Origin of the sequence: Reyranella sp. (assembly GCF_052439685.1) — a bacterium.
Lineage (GTDB): Bacteria > Pseudomonadota > Alphaproteobacteria > Reyranellales > Reyranellaceae > Reyranella.
The window spans coordinates 1-15,633 of sequence record NZ_JBQVQG010000029.1 but is presented as its reverse complement, the minus strand read 5'-3'; the positions used below and the strand labels follow the sequence as shown (position 1 = coordinate 15,633).

At 66.3% G+C, this 15,633-nt stretch carries 17 protein-coding genes; 7 read left to right on the top strand and 10 right to left on the bottom strand.

From position 1 onward, the window contains the following. Positions 1-56: 56 nt before the first annotated feature. Positions 57-740, bottom strand: coding sequence for a potassium channel family protein (locus ACT6UX_RS25315; protein WP_444777926.1), 684 nt, complete (start codon positions 738-740; stop codon positions 57-59). Positions 741-852: 112 nt separating this feature from the next. Here ACT6UX_RS25315 and ACT6UX_RS25310 point away from each other — a divergent pair, with 112 nt between their 5' ends. Next, complete coding sequence (locus ACT6UX_RS25310) at positions 853-984, top strand: hypothetical protein (RefSeq protein ID WP_444777925.1); 132 nt, start codon at positions 853-855, stop codon at positions 982-984. 10 nt (positions 985-994) lie between these two features. Here the strand turns inward: ACT6UX_RS25310 and ACT6UX_RS25305 are convergent, their stop codons facing one another. Beyond that, on the bottom strand, positions 995-1,264 hold the full coding sequence (locus ACT6UX_RS25305; RefSeq protein WP_444777924.1) for a hypothetical protein: 270 nt from the start codon (positions 1,262-1,264) through the stop codon (positions 995-997). 64 nt (positions 1,265-1,328) lie between these two features. After that, positions 1,329-1,895, bottom strand: a complete 567-nt coding sequence (locus tag ACT6UX_RS25300; RefSeq protein ID WP_444777923.1) for a hypothetical protein — start codon at positions 1,893-1,895, stop codon at positions 1,329-1,331. A gap of 57 nt (positions 1,896-1,952) precedes the next feature. On the opposite strand from ACT6UX_RS25300, the gene ACT6UX_RS25295 reads away from it, so the two are divergent. Next, positions 1,953-2,162, top strand: a complete 210-nt coding sequence (locus tag ACT6UX_RS25295; protein WP_298305841.1) for a bacteriocin — start codon at positions 1,953-1,955, stop codon at positions 2,160-2,162. Between the two features lie 18 nt (positions 2,163-2,180). Here the strand turns inward: ACT6UX_RS25295 and ACT6UX_RS25290 are convergent, their stop codons facing one another. Next, positions 2,181-2,684 (bottom strand): pyridoxamine 5'-phosphate oxidase family protein, encoded by a 504-nt coding sequence (locus ACT6UX_RS25290; protein WP_444777922.1) that lies wholly within the window; start codon positions 2,682-2,684, stop codon positions 2,181-2,183. A gap of 91 nt (positions 2,685-2,775) precedes the next feature. Between ACT6UX_RS25290 and ACT6UX_RS25285 the strand changes: the two genes are divergently transcribed. Continuing rightward, complete coding sequence (locus ACT6UX_RS25285; RefSeq protein ID WP_444777921.1) at positions 2,776-3,747, top strand: ketopantoate reductase family protein; 972 nt, start codon at positions 2,776-2,778, stop codon at positions 3,745-3,747. Between the two features lie 195 nt (positions 3,748-3,942). Here the strand turns inward: ACT6UX_RS25285 and ACT6UX_RS25280 are convergent, their stop codons facing one another. Continuing rightward, a complete protein-coding gene (locus tag ACT6UX_RS25280; RefSeq protein WP_444777920.1) occupies positions 3,943-4,668 on the bottom strand; it encodes an SDR family oxidoreductase in 726 nt (241 codons plus the stop codon). A 54-nt stretch (positions 4,669-4,722) separates the two neighbouring features. Continuing rightward, positions 4,723-5,640 (bottom strand): sterol desaturase family protein, encoded by a 918-nt coding sequence (locus tag ACT6UX_RS25275; protein WP_444777919.1) that lies wholly within the window; start codon positions 5,638-5,640, stop codon positions 4,723-4,725. A gap of 84 nt (positions 5,641-5,724) precedes the next feature. Between ACT6UX_RS25275 and ACT6UX_RS25270 the strand changes: the two genes are divergently transcribed. Next, on the top strand, positions 5,725-6,375 hold the full coding sequence (locus ACT6UX_RS25270; RefSeq protein ID WP_444777918.1) for a TetR/AcrR family transcriptional regulator: 651 nt from the start codon (positions 5,725-5,727) through the stop codon (positions 6,373-6,375). On the opposite strand, the gene ACT6UX_RS25265 is transcribed toward ACT6UX_RS25270, so the two are convergent. After that, positions 6,333-7,280 carry an SDR family NAD(P)-dependent oxidoreductase gene (locus ACT6UX_RS25265; protein ID WP_444777917.1) on the bottom strand — a complete coding sequence of 316 codons (948 nt, stop codon included), beginning with the start codon at positions 7,278-7,280 and terminating at the stop codon, positions 6,333-6,335. The genes ACT6UX_RS25270 and ACT6UX_RS25265 overlap by 43 nt on opposite strands. 74 nt (positions 7,281-7,354) lie before the next feature. Between ACT6UX_RS25265 and ACT6UX_RS25260 the strand changes: the two genes are divergently transcribed. After that, positions 7,355-7,975, top strand: a complete 621-nt coding sequence (locus ACT6UX_RS25260) for a TetR/AcrR family transcriptional regulator (protein ID WP_444777916.1) — start codon at positions 7,355-7,357, stop codon at positions 7,973-7,975. Here the strand turns inward: ACT6UX_RS25260 and ACT6UX_RS25255 are convergent. Continuing rightward, entirely contained in the window at positions 7,950-8,606 is a 657-nt protein-coding gene (locus ACT6UX_RS25255) for an ureidoglycolate lyase (protein ID WP_444777915.1), read from the bottom strand. The genes ACT6UX_RS25260 and ACT6UX_RS25255 overlap by 26 nt on opposite strands. An 11-nt stretch (positions 8,607-8,617) precedes the next feature. After that, entirely contained in the window at positions 8,618-10,219 is a 1,602-nt protein-coding gene (locus tag ACT6UX_RS25250) for a lysine--tRNA ligase (protein WP_444777914.1), read from the bottom strand. Between the two features lie 70 nt (positions 10,220-10,289). Here ACT6UX_RS25250 and ACT6UX_RS25245 point away from each other — a divergent pair, with 70 nt between their 5' ends. Beyond that, positions 10,290-11,453 carry a YbfB/YjiJ family MFS transporter gene (locus ACT6UX_RS25245; RefSeq protein ID WP_444777913.1) on the top strand — a complete coding sequence of 388 codons (1,164 nt, stop codon included), beginning with the start codon at positions 10,290-10,292 and terminating at the stop codon, positions 11,451-11,453. Here ACT6UX_RS25245 and ACT6UX_RS25240 read toward each other — a convergent pair. Beyond that, positions 11,437-12,588, bottom strand: a complete 1,152-nt coding sequence (locus tag ACT6UX_RS25240; protein WP_444777912.1) for a sterol desaturase family protein — start codon at positions 12,586-12,588, stop codon at positions 11,437-11,439. The two genes, ACT6UX_RS25245 and ACT6UX_RS25240, sit on opposite strands and share 17 nt — an antisense overlap. Positions 12,589-12,656: 68 nt before the next feature. Here ACT6UX_RS25240 and ACT6UX_RS25235 point away from each other — a divergent pair, with 68 nt between their 5' ends. Beyond that, complete coding sequence (locus ACT6UX_RS25235) at positions 12,657-15,437, top strand: ATP-dependent DNA helicase (RefSeq protein ID WP_444777911.1); 2,781 nt, start codon at positions 12,657-12,659, stop codon at positions 15,435-15,437. The last annotated feature ends 196 nt before the right edge of the window (positions 15,438-15,633 follow it).

Genomic DNA, 15,633 nt, shown 5'->3' with positions numbered 1-15,633 from the left:
CGAGTATAGCGCGGCCGAGGGCCTTTGGACGATGCGCAGAGCGAGATTGGACTTCGCTAGCGTAGCTGCTTCGGTGAGCCGTAAAGATTGGCCAGCCGCGCAATCAGGAAAGCGACGTACATGACGCCCAGCACCTGCTCGATCACGATCAGGGACCTCGCCATCGGCGTCGCTGGCGTGATTTCTCCGAAACCCGTCGAGGTCAGAACGGTGAAGGAGAAGTACATCAGGTCCGGCCAGTTGAGCTTGCCGTCCGGACCGTGGGCTATGGCGGCCGTAAAGGCATCGGCCTGGAACACCTGGAGGAAGCCAAACAGGCTGGCGAAGGACATCGCGATCAGGATGTAGGCGGCCACGGCGCCGAACACCTTGTCGGTCGTGATCGGCCGGCGGTCGAGCACATAGGCCAGGAGCGCGATGGTGATTGCTCCCACGAAGACAGCTGTGGCGCCGAGCGCAATGGGCCGCAGCCCGCTATAGCCCATCCGGTCGGCGATCAGCGTATCGACGGTGATGAATCCGAATACACCCAGCCCCCAGAGAACAGGCCGTTCGAGTCGCAGCGCCCAGACCGCCAGGACGAGCACGGCGAACAACGCTACCCCGAGCATGGAGCCGCCGATCGCCGAGATGGCCAACAGGGGGTTGAGCAGGATGAAGAAGGTGAGCGCCACCACCAGGGCACTGCAGCGGTTGCGCCGCACATAGGCGATGCGGCGCAGCATACGATGTCGGGTCATGATTCAGGCTCGGGCCCCCGCCCCGTTATTCCAGTCTTGAGCAGGCAGACTGCAAAACCCCGCAACCAAAGGCAAACGGCCGGCGTTCCTCGGGTAGATGGAGGATTTCGTCATGTTCCGCAGGGTCTTCGTTTCCCTCGGTTTGCTTATCCTGGCTCTGACTGCCTGCGACCAGCAGCTGCTGATTGCCGGTCCGTCGTCCGACCCGGGCCACTATGAGGTCGTGGGGCTGGTGGCCGAATGACGGAGGGGACCTAGCCCCGCCAGAGTGTCCACAGGACGCCGGCCACCAGTCCCAGTGCGATGAATCCGACGAACAGCAGCAAGGCGCTCTTGGCCTTCGTAAAATGATGGTGCCCCTGCGCCGTGGTCTCATGCGGCTGAAGGCGTGCGCCGAGTTCGTATTTTTTGGATACCTGACCGGCCGCATGCGCCTTCCGGTGCACGCTCAGGAATTGCACGAAATGCCAGAGCGCGCCGAGCGCCGCGAACATGCCCAGCAGCCAGAACGGCGCGAAGAGCATCCAGATTTCAACGTCGGTACCCAAGAGATCCCCCTGCTATGGCCTCTCTCTTAGGCCGGATCGGCTAGCGGGCAAACCACGGATTGAAGGGGAAGCGCTGCCAGCGCCGGTCGTCGAACAGGACCATGAACAGTTGCGCGAACATCTGACCGAGCCGCGGATCGTCGGGCCCGGTCGCCTGGGTCCACGCCGTCGTCTGGGAGAGCGCGAGATCGTTGCGACAATAGACGCCGAACACATAGATGCGGCCCGGCGCGGGCGCCTTCAGGAAATACTGCCGGGCGCAGACGCGCGCCGCCGTGAGATCGTTTGCCGGAGAAAAGACCAGCACCAGGCGGTAGCTGGGCCGGAGTTCCTCGGGGGGAGACTGGTAGGTAAAGGTGAGAGCCGGCCTCGGCTTGTTGGCCTGCATCACCGGCAGCAGCCGCTCCTTCACCTGTTCCAGCGGCCATTGCGGAAAGGGATTGCCCGCGACGATCACCTGAAAGAGGCGGCCGTCGGTCGCCGCCCAGAATTCCGAGAAGTCATATTCCGGGGCGTAATCGAAGCCTCCCACCATCTGTGCCCGCAGCGGAAAGGCCAGGCCGAACCAGGCCAAGGTCACCATGAAGACACACCGCAGAGCGGCCATTTGTGGAAACCTCGCACACTCGGAAGGCCTATTCAGGCACGCAATGGAGTTGAACATATGATGAAGGTCGTCGGCATTTCCCTTCTGGCTCTCACCCTCGCCGCCTGTGGCGATACCTGGGGTCAGCGGGCTGTGACGGGCGGCGGAATCGGTGCCGGCACTGGCGCTCTCGTCGGCGCCCTCACCCCGATCGGGCTGCTGCCCGGCGCCTTGGTGGGCGGCGCGGTGGGTGCCGGTGTGGGCGCGGCGACGACGCCGCGCCGCTGAAGTACCCACCAGCCCGCGTCAGCGCATGCGGACGCGGCGATGCTCCCCTGGATTCGCCTGTTCTTCCCCAGTCTGCGCGGCCTTGGCGAGCTTGAATATCTGGACGGCCTTGTTGGCCTTCACATCCCAATATTCCGCCTCGGCGACGAGAACCGCGACCAGGGCGAGGTCGGGATCTTCCACCCCGCCGGGGAACCAGGCCTTGGCGGCCGTGCTCCACAGTTCCTGCTTCTTCACCGGGTCCTCGACGAGGCGGCCGGCGCCGCTCACCGAGACATACCTCTCGGAGGCCGGATCGGCATAGGCGACGTTCACGTCGGGCGACGCCGTGAGGTCGGCCACGGGCTGGCCGGATCGCGACATGAAGAACCAGCTGACGCCGCCATGGTCGGCCTCGCCGTTCTGGGTGGTCATCGGCCGCGAATAGAGGCGCCCGTCGGCGCCCCGCACGGTCAGCATGCCGAACCGGATGTCCCCGATCATGTCCCAGAGCTTGCTGGTATCGATGGTCTGCGCGGTCATGCCGGGTCCTCCTTCTTCTTCGCAATTCGCGACTCAACGACCGCACGCAACGCCAGTTCCGCAGAGACCGTGAAGCATCTAGGCTGACGCCATGAAAATCTGCCTCTACGGCGCCGGCTCGATCGGCGGGATCATCGGCGCCCACCTCGCGCGCGTGAAAGGCGTCGAGGTGAGCCTGATTGCACGCGGCGCCCATCTCGACGCCATCCGCCGCAACGGCCTGCGGCTGATCTCGCCGCACGAGGAGTTCACGGTCAGGGTAAACGCAACCGACGATCCTGCCGAACTCGGCCCCCAGGACGTCGTCTTCATCACCCTGAAAACGCACCAGTACCTCACGGTCCTCGACAAGGTGATGCCGTTGCTGGGTCCGCAGACGGCACTGATCCCGCCGACCACCGGCGCGCCCTACTGGTTCTTTCACAAACTGGCTGGCCCATTCGAGGGCAGCCGCCTGAAGCGCATGGACCCGAACGGCCGGCAATGGTCAATTTTCGGCCCCGAGCGGGCGCTGGGTTGCGCCTACTGGGCGGGCGGCGTCGTACCCGAGCCCGGCGTCGCGCATCTCGAGAACGAAGTGTGCTACCTCCCGCTGGGTGAGCCCGACGGTTCGAGTTCACCGCGTGTCGCCGCGCTCAGCGCGGCCATGACCGAGGCCGGGCTCAAGGCACCGGTGAAGGCCGACATCCGAGCCGAGATCTGGAGCAAGATGATCAACAGTCTCACCTGGAACCCGATCGCGGTGCTGACTTTGGCCGACAATGGCGGCATCGGTCGCAGCACCGGCGCTGTCGAGGTCGCCCGGCGCATGATGACGGAAGCCGAGGCGGTCGCTGCCAGATTCGGCGCGACGATGGCGACGCCGATGGAAAAGCGTATCGAGTTCACCGTTGGCTTGGGCGACCACAAAATGTCCATGCTGACCGACCTTCAGTCCGGCAAGCCGCTCGAGATCGACGCGCTCGCCGATTCGATCGCCGACCTCAGCGAGTTGGCAGGCGTCGAGACGCCGACCATCGACATGATGCTGGCGCTGCTGAAGCTGCGGGCGACGCAACCTTAAAGGGGCCAAACATCACATACACTCCGTCGCCTCGACCGGAGCGCCGCAGGCGCGGAGTGGAGAGGCCTTCGCTCCACCAATAGCCGGCAACTTGTGGAGAAAAGGTCTCTCCACTCCGCCTCGCTTCGCGAGGCTCCGGCCGAGACGACGGGCTTTGTTTGCGTATGCCCATCATCACACACCGCCCCCGAGCAACTACCAGTTCTCCTTCCACGGCCTGATGTCCATCTCGAAGGTCCAGGCGCTGCGCTTCTGACGGTGGAGTTGCCAGTAGGTCTCGGCGATGTCGTCGGGGTTGAGGATCGCGTCCGGGCCGACATTGTAGCGGTCGGGGAAGTTGGCCTTGATCCATTCGGTGTCGATGGCGCCGTCGACGATGACGTGCGCGACATGGATGTTCTGAGGGCCAAGCTCGCGCGCCATCGATTGCGCCAGCGCTCGCACCGCATGCTTGCCGCCGGCGAAGGCCGAGAAGCCGCGGCCACCGCGAATCGACGCGGTGGCCCCGGTGAAGATCATCGTGCCCTTGCCGCGCGGCACCATGGCCTTGGCCGCCTCGCGCGCCGTCAGGAAGCCGGCGAAAGCCGTCATTTCCCAGACCTTGCGATAGACCCGGGAGGTCGTGTCGCGAATGTCGAACCGCACGTTGCCGCCGATGTTGAAGACGAAGACCTCGACCTCGCCGATCTCGGTCTCGATCTGGCGGAACAGCGCCTCGACCTGCGCCTCGTCGCGGGCGTCGGAGCCGAAGGGATGGACCCGGCCGCCTTCTTCCACGATGCGCGCCACCAGCGACTGAAGCTTGTCGGCACTGCGACGCGTCACGACGGCGGTATAGCCTTCGCGCGCGAAGCGGCGGGCGATGGCGCCGCCCGTCGCATCACCCGCCCCGATCACGACGCAGACCTTGTCTCTCGCCATGGCGTTCTCCTCTGCCTCCAATCTGTTGGCGGCGATCGGACGGCTCAAGGGAGATTACGTCATGGCAGCCCGAGTTTCGGCGCTCCCGGCGCGCAGTGCATGGGCCCGGCGCAACTCGGCGGCCGTCAGGCCCGTCCCGTCTGGACGCCAGCCCGGTGCCCCGAACAGGTACATCCAGACTTCCCGGACCGAGCGCGCCGAGGCCAAGTCCTTCGCGAGCCCGACCCACGGGCCGATGTTGAGAACGAACGGATTGCGCGACGAGACCGCGGGCGAGACCAGACCGAAGTCGCAGGGCAGGTCGTCGCGCTCCGGCACATAGGTTCCGAACAGGCGGTCGAAGACGACCAGCACGCCGCCGAAATTGGCATCGAGATACTCCGGATTGCGCGCGTGATGGACGCGATGCGCCGACGGTGTGTTGAGGATGCCTTCCAGCCAGCCGAGCTTCGGAATCCAGTCGGCATGGATCCAGAACTGGTACAGCAGGTTCAGGAACAGCGCCGTGAGCACCGTCTCCGGCGTGAAACCCAGCAGCACCAGTGGCGTGAAGAAGATCGAGGTGCCGGTGAAGCGGCCGATCCAGCCCAGACGGTAGGCCATGGCGAAGTTGAACTGGTTGGGCGAGTGATGCACCGAGTGCGCCGACCAGAACCAGCGCACGGTGTGACTGGCGCGATGGAACCAGTAGTAGAAGAATTCGAGCCCGACGACGAGCAGCAGCACCGACCAGACGCTGTCGAGCGACTGGGTCAACAGACGATGCTCGTACATCCAGCCGAGCCACGGCGCGGCAAACGTGTAGGGAATGAAGGCCAGCAGGCGGCGGCCTGCGAGATCGCCCAGCGAGCAAGCCCAGGATTTCCAATCGTAGGCCTCGGCCCGCGTGCGCGATTGCCAGATGCCTTCGATCAGCGCCGCCGCCATCACGAGCGGCAGGATAGCGAGATAGAGAATGGCGAGTGACTGCACGAAAGCCTCCGGATGACTTGCCGGCGCCCAATATATGAGTGATGCTCATATTCTGTTACTCGCCTTCCCCTACCAGGTGCCGCCATGGCCTCCCGTCGCCAAGCCCCTGAAAACAAACGAAGATTCCCTCGGCAAGCGCGGGCGGCGCAGACCGTTGACTCGATCGTCGAAGCCGCTGCTCAGATTCTCGAAAAGGGCGGCCTCACCGCCTTCACCACCAACGCGGTGGCCGAGCGGGCCGGCGTCAGCATCGGCACGCTCTATCAGTACTTCGCCGACAAGAATGCGCTACTCGTGGCGCTGGCCCGTGGCGAGATGGACGCCGCGCTGCGCGAGGTCGGCCGGGCTCTGCAGGGCGGCGACGATCCCTCGGTCGAGGGACGCGTGCGGGCGATGGTGCGGGCGATCGTCCACGCCTTTCGCGGCCGGCAGCGCGCCCGCAAGGCGGTCGTCCAGGCGCTGCTGGCGCAGGGAAACGGCATCGAGCTGATGGCGCCCGTCGCGGCGTTCATCGCCCGCGCTGGCGAAACCGTGGGGCGCGGGCCGAACCCGCTGGTCGGACCGCTCACCCGCGAACAGGCCTTCGTGGTGTCGCGCGCCCTCATGGGCGTCGTCCGCGCCGCGGTGCTGGAGGAGCAGCCCTTCCTCGCCAGCCGGGCCTTCGAGGATGAGATCGTGCGGATGATCGTCGCCTATCTGAGTGCCGTCTCCGCGGCTGGCGAACGCCAGCCCTGAGCGATCGCGCCTGCAAAAGCCGCGACTTCGTCCTGCCAGTCCCGACGCTTTGAATCGGCCGAGCTTTCCGTCCTGCGTCCGGCGAAATCGAGATGCACACCGCTCTCCTGCGGGAACAGGCGTCCCGTGAGCAATCGCGCGTAGGTCGCCGCCGATCGGCGCGGCGTGCTGGCGCCGGGCATCGTCCGCGCCACCACCGGCAGGATCGTCGACCAGGCCCAACGCTCGAAGGCGGAGCGGGTGCGTGCCAGCCCCGTGCCCGGCATCAGGCCGGGATCGTAGGCGAACCAGCGCGGACCATCCGCGGGCGTACGGCGCGCAAGGGCGTAGACATGCAGAATGGCCACCAGTTTGGACGTGGCATAGCGATCCATGCCCTGCTGCTTGGCCGGCACGCTGGTGTCGAGGTCGCCGCAGGCCACCCGTTCGATTCCCGGATAGATCCCGCCCCGGAAACCGAACCGGCGGGCGCCGGGGTCAGCGGGGTCATGCGTTCCGCTTGCGGTAAAGGCGACCGCCGCGCGCGGCTCGAGGCACGGCAACAGCCGCTCGACCAGCATCGCGTGTGCCAACCAGTTCGCCTGCAGTGTCTCTTCGTAGCCGTCTTTCGTCATGTTCCGGGTACGCACGTTCTGGCCCCCGGCGTTGGCGGCTATCGAGGCGAGATGATCGCCTGAGAGATGCTTCGTCACCGCGTCGGCAAACTGGGCCGTCGATGCGAGCGAGGAGAGATCGAGCGGCAGGATATGCAGGCGATCTTCACCTGCGACACTGCGCAGCGCCTGCGCTTCCGCAGGCCGGCGAGCACCGGCGACGACACGAGTTGCGGGTTCCGCAAGCAGAAGGCGCACGAGTTCAAGGCCGAGCCCGGATGTGGCTCCAGTGACGAGATGGGTGGCTGTCATTCTTTGACTCCGGCTGAGGTCCATTGAAAATGGAAACTCGGTTGCTGACCGTCCATTCGCATCGGAGTCCCGCCGTGCCGGCCGCCCTGAAACCGCGCAAGAAGCCCCTCCAGACCCGCTCGACCGCAACGGTGGATGCCATCGTCGAGGCGACCGTTCGCATTCTGAGGCGTGACGGATGGGCTGCCTGCACGACGACGCGCATCGCGACGCTGGCCGGCGTCTCCGTCGGCTCCCTCTACCAGTACTTCCCCAACCGAAACGCGATCGCCGTCGAGATCGTCCGACAGCGCACCCGCACCTATCTGACCGCGGTCATCGCCGCAGACCTTTCGGCGGCCGCCACGCCGGAAGAGACCATCGAAGCAGCCATCGCAGCCTTCGTGACCGAGAAGCGCAAAGGACTCGCCGTCTCGCTGGCGCTACGCGACGCATTGCCCGAAGTGCAGGGGCGTCAGGCGATCATCGAGGAAGCGCGACGGTTCGTGCCGGCCCTTCAAGCCAAGCTCGCGACGGCCGGTGCAAGGATCGACGACCCGAGGCAACTCGCCGTGGCGCTTGCCGCCGTTGAAGGAGCCGTTTGGGAGATGATGGCCCAGGACGAGGGCGCGATCGAACGGCCCGAAGCGATCGCCGCCTTGTCGCGGGTCTTCCGGGCCGCCGCGGGCTTCAGCCCTGCGGCAGGGGCACGTTGAGCAGCACGCCGAACTCGCGCGCAAGATCGCAGCTTACGCGCGCGTGCACCTTGCCCTGCTTGTCGAAGAAGCGGCCGGTCTCGTTCACCGGAAAGACGCCTTCGTGCCAGATGCCGGGATGGATGTAGATGCCGAAGCTGCCGTCCGACCAGAAAGCCTTGAAGGTCTCAGGCTGGAGATCGTCGCCCGGCAGCGCGGCCGGCACGACGAAGGGTTTGCCGTCGAGAGGCCAGAAGAGCTGCCCGCCATCGGGGTGGTAGTTGCAGTGCCACAGGAGCACCCGGCCATCGCTCAGTTTGACGCCGGGCCGCACCGTCTCCGGCAGGTCACGGAAGCCGATGACATAGTGGCCGCCGACCGCCTCGTTGCGGCCGATCAGCTCGTTGTCACGCCATTCGCAGGTGAAGATGCCCTCGGTCGTGCCGCCTTCGATACCAGTGCCGGCATCGAGCTTGCGCGAGCCAGTGAGCGGCCACGGCACGATCTCGATCTTCTGCTTCTTCGGATCGCGCACGACCTCGCCGTAGCCCTTGATCGTCTCGCGGTTGGCACGGACCAGGGGAACGTCGAGCAGGCGCAGCCCGGCCGGCACGTCGGGATTGAGATAATCGAAGACGACGCCGTCATGCATGTCGCTGGCCCCTACGCTGCCTTGCCCAGATCCTCGCCGGCCAGCGCGCGTTCAATCAGCTTCACGACATTGTCGCGGCCATAGAGCTTGATGAAGGCGCCCATGCGCGGCCCCTGCTCGCTGCCGAGCAGCACCTCGTAGAGCGTCTTGAACCACTGCCGCAGCTCTTCCTTGGCGAAATGGCGCTTACCCGCCTCATAGACCTCGTCCTGAATGAGTTCCGCTGTCGCATCTTCGGGCATCCTGCGCAGCGTCTCGAGCAGGTCCTGCAGCGCCGGGCGCTCACGGTCGTTGGGCAGCCGGAATTTCTTCGAGGACTTCACGAAGTCCTGGTAGTAGGCGACCGCACCGGCGAGGAGCCGGTCGAGATAGGGCGCGGTCTCCGGCGTCGCGCCCGGCACGTAGCGGCGCAGATACTGCCAGAGAACATCCTTGTCTTCGGTGTTGGCTACACCCGCGAGATTGAGCAGCATCCCGAAGGTAACGCCGGCCGCCGAATTGGCAGGCGCCGCACCGTCATGGATGTGCCAGGCCGGATTCTCGAGCGCGCGTGCCGGCTCCTCGGCCGGCAACTTCTCGACCAGCGAGAGATAGTCGTCGATGGCCCGCGGGATCACGTCGAAATGGAGCCGCTTCGCGCGTCGCGGCTGCTGGTGCATGTAGAGCGCCAGCGATTCGGGCGATGCGTAACGCAGCCATTCCTCGACCGAGAGGCCGTTGCCCTTGGACTTCGAGATCTTCTTTCCTTCCTCGTCGAGGAAGAGTTCGTAGTTGAAGCCCTCCGGCGGCTTGCCGCCGAGGATGCGCACGATCTTGGCGGAGAGTTCGGCCGAAGGAATGAGATCCTTGCCGTACATCTCGTAGTCGACGTCGAGCGCAAACCAGCGGCCCGCCCAGTCGGCCTTCCACTGCAGCTTGACGTTACCGCCGGTGACCGGCGTCTCGACCATCGAGCCGTCCTCGTCGCGATAGACGATGGTGCCGGCATCGGCGTCGGTCTTGATCACCGGCGCCTGCAGTACGCGGCCCGTCTTGGGCGAAATCGGCAGGAAGATGGAGTAGGTCGCGCGGCGCTCCTCGCCCAGCGTCGGCAGCATGACCGCCTGGACCTCGTCGTAGTGACGCAGCATCGAGAGCAGCATCTTGTCGAAGCGGCCCGACTGGTACCATTCGGTTGCCGACTGGAACTCGTACTCGAAGCCGAACGAATCGAGGAAGGCGCGCAGGCGAGCGTTGTTCGCCGCACCAAAACTCGGATGCTCGTTGCTGAACGGGTCGGGCACCGAAGTCAGCGGCTTGCCGAGATGGGCCGCCAGCATCTCCTTGTTGGGGACGTTGTCCGGCACCTTGCGCAGGCCGTCCATGTCGTCGGAGAAGCAGAACAGCCGCGCCGGCACGTCGGACAGACGGCGGAAGGCCTGGCGCACCATCGTCGTGCGCACGACCTCGCCGAACGTGCCGATATGCGGCAGGCCCGACGGGCCGTAGCCGGTCTCGAACAGCACATAGCCTTTCGCCGGCGCTTTGCCGCCGGTGCGGGCGACGAGCTTGCGGGCTTCTTCAAACGGCCACGCGCGCGCGGCCTCGGCAAGGGTACGATCGATCTGGGACATGGGTCGGCCAAACTAGGTGCGAGGGCCATTTGCGTCAATTGCAGCAGCGGCCCAAAGTGCCGCGTCTGCAATGAATAAACGCGCACTCTCGCTCTCGATCGGCGGCCTGCTGGCGATGGCAGCCGGTATCGGCGTCGGCCGCTTCGTCTACACGCCGATCCTGCCGGCCATGGTCGAGGCCCTGTCCCTCAGCAAGTCGCAGGCCGGGCTGATCGCCTCGGCGAATTTCCTGGGCTATCTCGCGGGCGCGCTGCTGGCGGCCGCGCGCCTGCCGGGCTCGCGCCGTTTCTGGCTGCTGGCTTCCCTCGCGGTCACGGCGATCTGCCTGCTGGGCATGGGCCTTGCGACCGCGATGCCGGTCTTCATCAGCCTGCGCATCGTCGCGGGTGGGGCGAGTGCCTTCGCGCTGATCTTCAGCTCTGCGCTCGTGATCGACCGTCTGAGCGCCTCGGGACAGGGGGCGCTCTCCGCTGTGCATTTCGCGGGCGTCGGCGTCGGCATCTCCGTCTCGGCAATCATCGTTGCCGTTCTGCTCCAGCTGGGCGCCGCCTGGAGCCTGCTCTGGTACGCCAGCGCGGTGTTTGCCGTCGCAGCAGGTTTCGCCGTCGCCTGGCTGGTGCCGCCCGACGAGACGGCGGCGCGAACGGTGAAACGTCCGACCGGCATGCGCCTGTCCGCCGACTTCGTGGCCCTTCTTCTCGCCTACGGCCTGTTCGGCTTCGGCTACGTCATCACCGCAACCTTCATCGTCGACATGGTCCGCGGGGCTTCGTCGATCGCCCCGCTCGAACCCTACATCTGGCTGCTGTTCGGCCTCTGCGCCGTTCCCTCGGTGGCACTGTGGACTGCACTTGGCCGACGCTGGGGCGTCCTTCGCATCTACGCCGTGGCCTGTATCGTCGAGGCGGCGGGCGTCGCGGCCAGTGCGCTGTGGCTGCATCCGGTAAGCATCGTGATCTCGGCGGTGTTCGTGGGGGGTACCTTCGTAAGCCTGACGGCACTCGGCCTCGTCGCCACACGTTCGAGCGGCAGCGATCCGCGAGGACGCATCGCGCTGATGACGGTCTCGTTCAGCATCGGTCAAATCCTGGGGCCGGCCTTCGCGGGCTACGTTTATGACGCCACGGGGAGTCTCGCGATGCCGCTGCTGGCCGCCGTCGCCGCGCTCGTGCTGGCCGCCGTCCTGTCGCTGATGGCCGACGCCAGGCGCCGCGCCCTCAGCCCTTCCACGTAAAGGGGAAGAGCTGCTGGCGCACGAAGCCGGTCGGCATGTAGTCGCCCAGAACGCCGTATTTGCCGGGGAAGCGCCGATCGGATTTCACCGCGGTGCCAAAGATGTAGTCGATGAAAGCGAAGTGGGCGGCGTAGTTGCGGTCGATCGCCTCGCGCTCGGAACTGTGATGCCAGTGGTGGAAGTCGGGCGTCACGATCAGCCACTTGAGCGGCGCCTTGCCGAAGATCGCCGGCAGCCGGACGTTGGCGTGGTTGAACACCGCCTGGAAGCCCACGATCACGATATAGACGTCGGTGACCGCCTGGCTGAACCCCAGCACGTAGAGCACGCCCAGGATCGACACACGCGTCGTCAGCAGTTCGAACAGATGGAGCCGCGAGCCGGCCATCCAATCCATGTGCTCGGCGCTGTGATGCACGGCGTGGAAGCGCCAGAGGAACGGGATCTCGTGATAGGCGCGGTGCGTCCAGTACTGCACGAGGTCGGCAACCAGGAGGACGAGGAAGAGCGCGGCGAAGAACGGCAGGCCGCCCACCCATTTCTGCAGAGGATCCCACACCAGCCAGCCGAACAGCCGGTGAATCGCGAAGTTCACGATCAACAGCGCCAGGCCGACCAGCAGGTGGTTTACGATGAAATGCGTGAAGTCGGTCTGCCATCCCGGTCGGAAGACCGGCTGGTCGCGATGCAGCGGCGCCATCTTCTCGATCAGGATGAAGATCATGCTCGAACCGAGCAGGTCGAGGATGAACCAGTCGAGGCCGACATACGGCGTATTGTCGGGAAAGTCGGATACGGGGACCCGGTGGCCGCCCATCGCCGCTGCGAGGATGATCAGGGCCAGCGCCGTGCCGTTCAGCCAGCGATTGCGGCGCTGGACCAGATTGGCGATCGCCATGCCACCCGCAATCACCATGCCGACCAGCAGAACCTGCCGGAGCAGGCCCACGTCGTACTTCTTTCGCAGATCCGGCGTGGTCAAATACTCGGGAAAATGGAACGCCAGCACGGCGAGCACTGCGAGACCACCCAGCGTGAGCGCGATGATGCCGGTGATCTTGCCCTTGCCAACGGGGAGGGCGCCGGACTGGTGGAAGACGGCGGTGGTCTTCTTGATGACGGGAGGTGGTTTCATGACACGTGATTCTAGACGCAACCGACAGTCGCTGCATCGGACATTTGCTCTGTGCTATTCACCGCCCGGTGACGATCCTCGCGACCTCCTCCTGGCCGGCCCTGGTCGCGACTGCCCGCGGCGCGCTGTGGCGTGCCCCTGACGGCACGCTGGAGCGTCTCTCGGGCACCGATGCAGGACGTCGGGCGGCCGGCAACCGGCCGCTGGTCTGCCACGCGCCCGCGGTGGCGGCACGACTCGGGCTCGAGGACCTCCCGGCACACGATCTGCTCGAACTCTTCGCCTTCGTGCGACCGGCACGCTTCTGCCTACCGACCGTGCGCGGCCTGTGCGACGCGCTCGGCATGGAAGTCCCCGCGACGCCCGAACAGGAGGTGTCGGCTCTGCCGGCGCTCGCGCGCGCTCTGCTCGACGAGCTCGACGACATGGCGGCGCTGGCTTCGTCCGAAATGAAGGAAACGGCGCTCGCCATGGCCCGTGGCCGATGGAGCTGGGGCGCTGCGGTGCTCGACGCCCTCGGCCTCGATCAGGCGAGCAAGAAATCCCGCCCCGGCGCAGGCCTCGATATCTGGAAGAGCCTGCCCGTGTGGGAAGAGCCGCCGCCCGCACCGCCACCCGGCAGCCAGCCGGTCGAGCCGCGTGAAGCGAGATTGCGATTGGCCCATCTCGTCTCGGCCGGCTCCAACATGGCCGAGGCCCGGCCGACCCAGAGCGATTATGCCTCGGCCGCCAGCGGGGCCTTCGCGCCGCGCGAGGAGGAAGGCAAACCCCATGTCGTGCTGGTCGAGGCCGGCACCGGCGTCGGCAAGACCCTGGGCTATGTCGCGCCCGCCAGCCTGTGGGCCGAGAAGAACGGCGCGCCGGTCTGGATCTCGACCTACACGCGCAACCTGCAGCGCCAAATCGACACCGAGCTCGACCGACTGCATCGTGACTCCGCCGAAAAGCGGCGCCGCGTCGTCATCCGCAAGGGTCGCGAGAACTATCTCTGCCTGTTGAACTTCCAGGAGGCGGCAATGCGCACCGGCCTGATGCCGGAGAATGCGGTTGGTCTCGGCCTGATGGCGCGCTGGGCGTTGGCCAGCCGCGACGGCGACATGATTGGCGGCGACCTGCCGGCCTGGCTGCTCGACCTGGTCGGCCGCAGCCGCGTGCAGCGGCTGGCCGACCGGCGCGGAGAGTGCATCTACTCGGCGTGCGAGCATTATCGGAAGTGTTACGTCGAGCGTACCATCCGCCGCGCGCGCCAGGCCGACATCGTCATCGCCAACCACGCGCTGGTGATGATCCAGGCGGCGATGGGAGGCCTCGACGACGCCACGCGGCCGTTGCGCTACGTCTTCGATGAGGGCCATCACCTGTTCGAGGCCGCCGACGGCGCCTTCGGCGCGCATCTGAGCGGCGTCGAGACCTCGGATCTGCGGCGCTGGCTGCTGGGTGCGGAGGGACGTCGCGGCAGCCGTGCGCGCGGATTGGAACGCAGGGTCAGCGACATTCTCGGCGAGGATGTCGAAGCGCAGAATGCTTTGCGCCGTCTGCTCGATCTCGCCCAGCAGCTCCCCTCCTCCAACTGGCAGACGCGGCTGGCCGACGGCACCGTGCTCGGCCCGGCCGAAGAGTTTCTCGCGCTGGTGCGCCAGCAGGTGCGCGCGCGATCAGCCGGCGACGATCAGGGCTTCGGCCAGGAATGCGACGTGCGCCCCCTCAATCCCGGCCTGCTTGAGGCCGCCGACCGGCTGGCCGATGCGCTCGAGAAGATGCTGCAGCCTGTGCGTCGACTGCGCCAGGCGTTGCGGGCCAAGCTCGAAGGCGAGGCCGACAAGCTCGACTCGGGCCAGCGCGCCCGCATCGAGGGGGTGGCGCGCTCGCTCACCAACCGCTGCGAACTGACGCTCGAATCCTGGCGCGCCATGCTCCGCGGCCTGCACAACGATCCCGATCCTGCCTTTGTCGACTGGTTCGCCGTCGAACGCGTGCAGGGCCGCGAGTACGACGTCGGCATGTACCGCCACTATCTAGATCCGGCCGAGCCCTTCGTGAATTCGGTGATCCGGCCCGCGCATGGCGCGGTCATTACATCGGCGACCCTGCGCGATTCGCTCGGCGTGCCGCAGGCGGCCAACGACGAGGACGTCACGATGCAGGCCGACTGGATGGTCGCCGAAGCGCGAACCGGGACTCGTCATCTTGCGGCTCCGGCCACGCGCGCGGCCATGGCATCGCCATTCAACTATGCGAACGCGACCAAGGTTCTGATCGTGAAGGACGTGAAGCGCGACGATGCCGATCAGGTGGCCGCGGCTTATCGCGAACTCTTCCTGGCGGCGGGAGGCGGCGCCTTGGGACTCTTCACGGCGATCGGCCGCCTGCGCGCCGTCCACCAGCGCATCGCGCCGGTTCTGGAAGAAGCCGGACTGCCGCTCTACGCCCAGCATGTCGGCGGCATGGACGCAGCGACCCTGGTCGATATTTTCCGTGCCGAGGAGCATTCCTGCCTGCTCGGCACCGACGCGGTGCGTGACGGTGTCGACGTGCCGGGTCGCTCGTTGCGCCTCATCGTGTTCGACCGCGTACCGTGGCCGCGGCCCGACATCCTGCACCGCGCCCGCAAGGCGCACTGGAAGGCGGCCGGCGCGGGCGCCAACGGTTACGACGACATGCTGGCGCGGCTGCGCCTCAAGCAGGCCTATGGACGATTGATCCGTCGGGCCGACGACCGTGGTGTCTTCGTGATGCTCGATTCACGCTTGCCCTCCCGTCTCCTGAGTGCCTTTCCGGCGGGCGTGACCGTAGAGCGCATCGGTCTTGCCGACGCAGTGGCTGCAACGAGGCGGTTTCTGGATAGTTGAGATCGGCGCAACGTTCGCCCCGACAGGCTGTTTCTCCTGCAGCAACCAATGCAACAGGAGGAACTCATGAACATGACCAAGCTCGTTTCCCTCACCGCGGCGGCGCTTCTCTTCGGCGGCTCGGCGATGGCGCAGAGCGGCGGTAGCGCTGGCGCCGGCGCCGGCGCCGGCGGCGGCACATCGAGCGGTGGCGCTT

Bases quoted from the DNA above. Each gene is read 5' to 3' on its own strand.
- ACT6UX_RS25315 (WP_444777926.1), bottom strand. From the start codon at position 740: ATGACCCGACATCGTATGCTGCGCCGCATCGCCTATGTGCGGCGCAAC.
- ACT6UX_RS25310 (WP_444777925.1), top strand. From the start codon at position 853: ATGTTCCGCAGGGTCTTCGTTTCCCTCGGTTTGCTTATCCTGGCTCTG.
- ACT6UX_RS25305 (WP_444777924.1), bottom strand. From the start codon at position 1,264: ATGCTCTTCGCGCCGTTCTGGCTGCTGGGCATGTTCGCGGCGCTCGGC.
- ACT6UX_RS25300 (WP_444777923.1), bottom strand. From the start codon at position 1,895: ATGGCCGCTCTGCGGTGTGTCTTCATGGTGACCTTGGCCTGGTTCGGC.
- ACT6UX_RS25295 (WP_298305841.1), top strand. From the start codon at position 1,953: ATGATGAAGGTCGTCGGCATTTCCCTTCTGGCTCTCACCCTCGCCGCC.
- ACT6UX_RS25290 (WP_444777922.1), bottom strand. From the start codon at position 2,684: ATGACCGCGCAGACCATCGATACCAGCAAGCTCTGGGACATGATCGGG.
- ACT6UX_RS25285 (WP_444777921.1), top strand. From the start codon at position 2,776: ATGAAAATCTGCCTCTACGGCGCCGGCTCGATCGGCGGGATCATCGGC.
- ACT6UX_RS25280 (WP_444777920.1), bottom strand. From the start codon at position 4,668: ATGGCGAGAGACAAGGTCTGCGTCGTGATCGGGGCGGGTGATGCGACG.
- ACT6UX_RS25270 (WP_444777918.1), top strand. From the start codon at position 5,725: ATGGCCTCCCGTCGCCAAGCCCCTGAAAACAAACGAAGATTCCCTCGG.
- ACT6UX_RS25265 (WP_444777917.1), bottom strand. From the start codon at position 7,280: ATGACAGCCACCCATCTCGTCACTGGAGCCACATCCGGGCTCGGCCTT.
- ACT6UX_RS25255 (WP_444777915.1), bottom strand. From the start codon at position 8,606: ATGCATGACGGCGTCGTCTTCGATTATCTCAATCCCGACGTGCCGGCC.
- ACT6UX_RS25250 (WP_444777914.1), bottom strand. From the start codon at position 10,219: ATGTCCCAGATCGATCGTACCCTTGCCGAGGCCGCGCGCGCGTGGCCG.
- ACT6UX_RS25245 (WP_444777913.1), top strand. From the start codon at position 10,290: ATGAATAAACGCGCACTCTCGCTCTCGATCGGCGGCCTGCTGGCGATG.
- ACT6UX_RS25240 (WP_444777912.1), bottom strand. From the start codon at position 12,588: ATGAAACCACCTCCCGTCATCAAGAAGACCACCGCCGTCTTCCACCAG.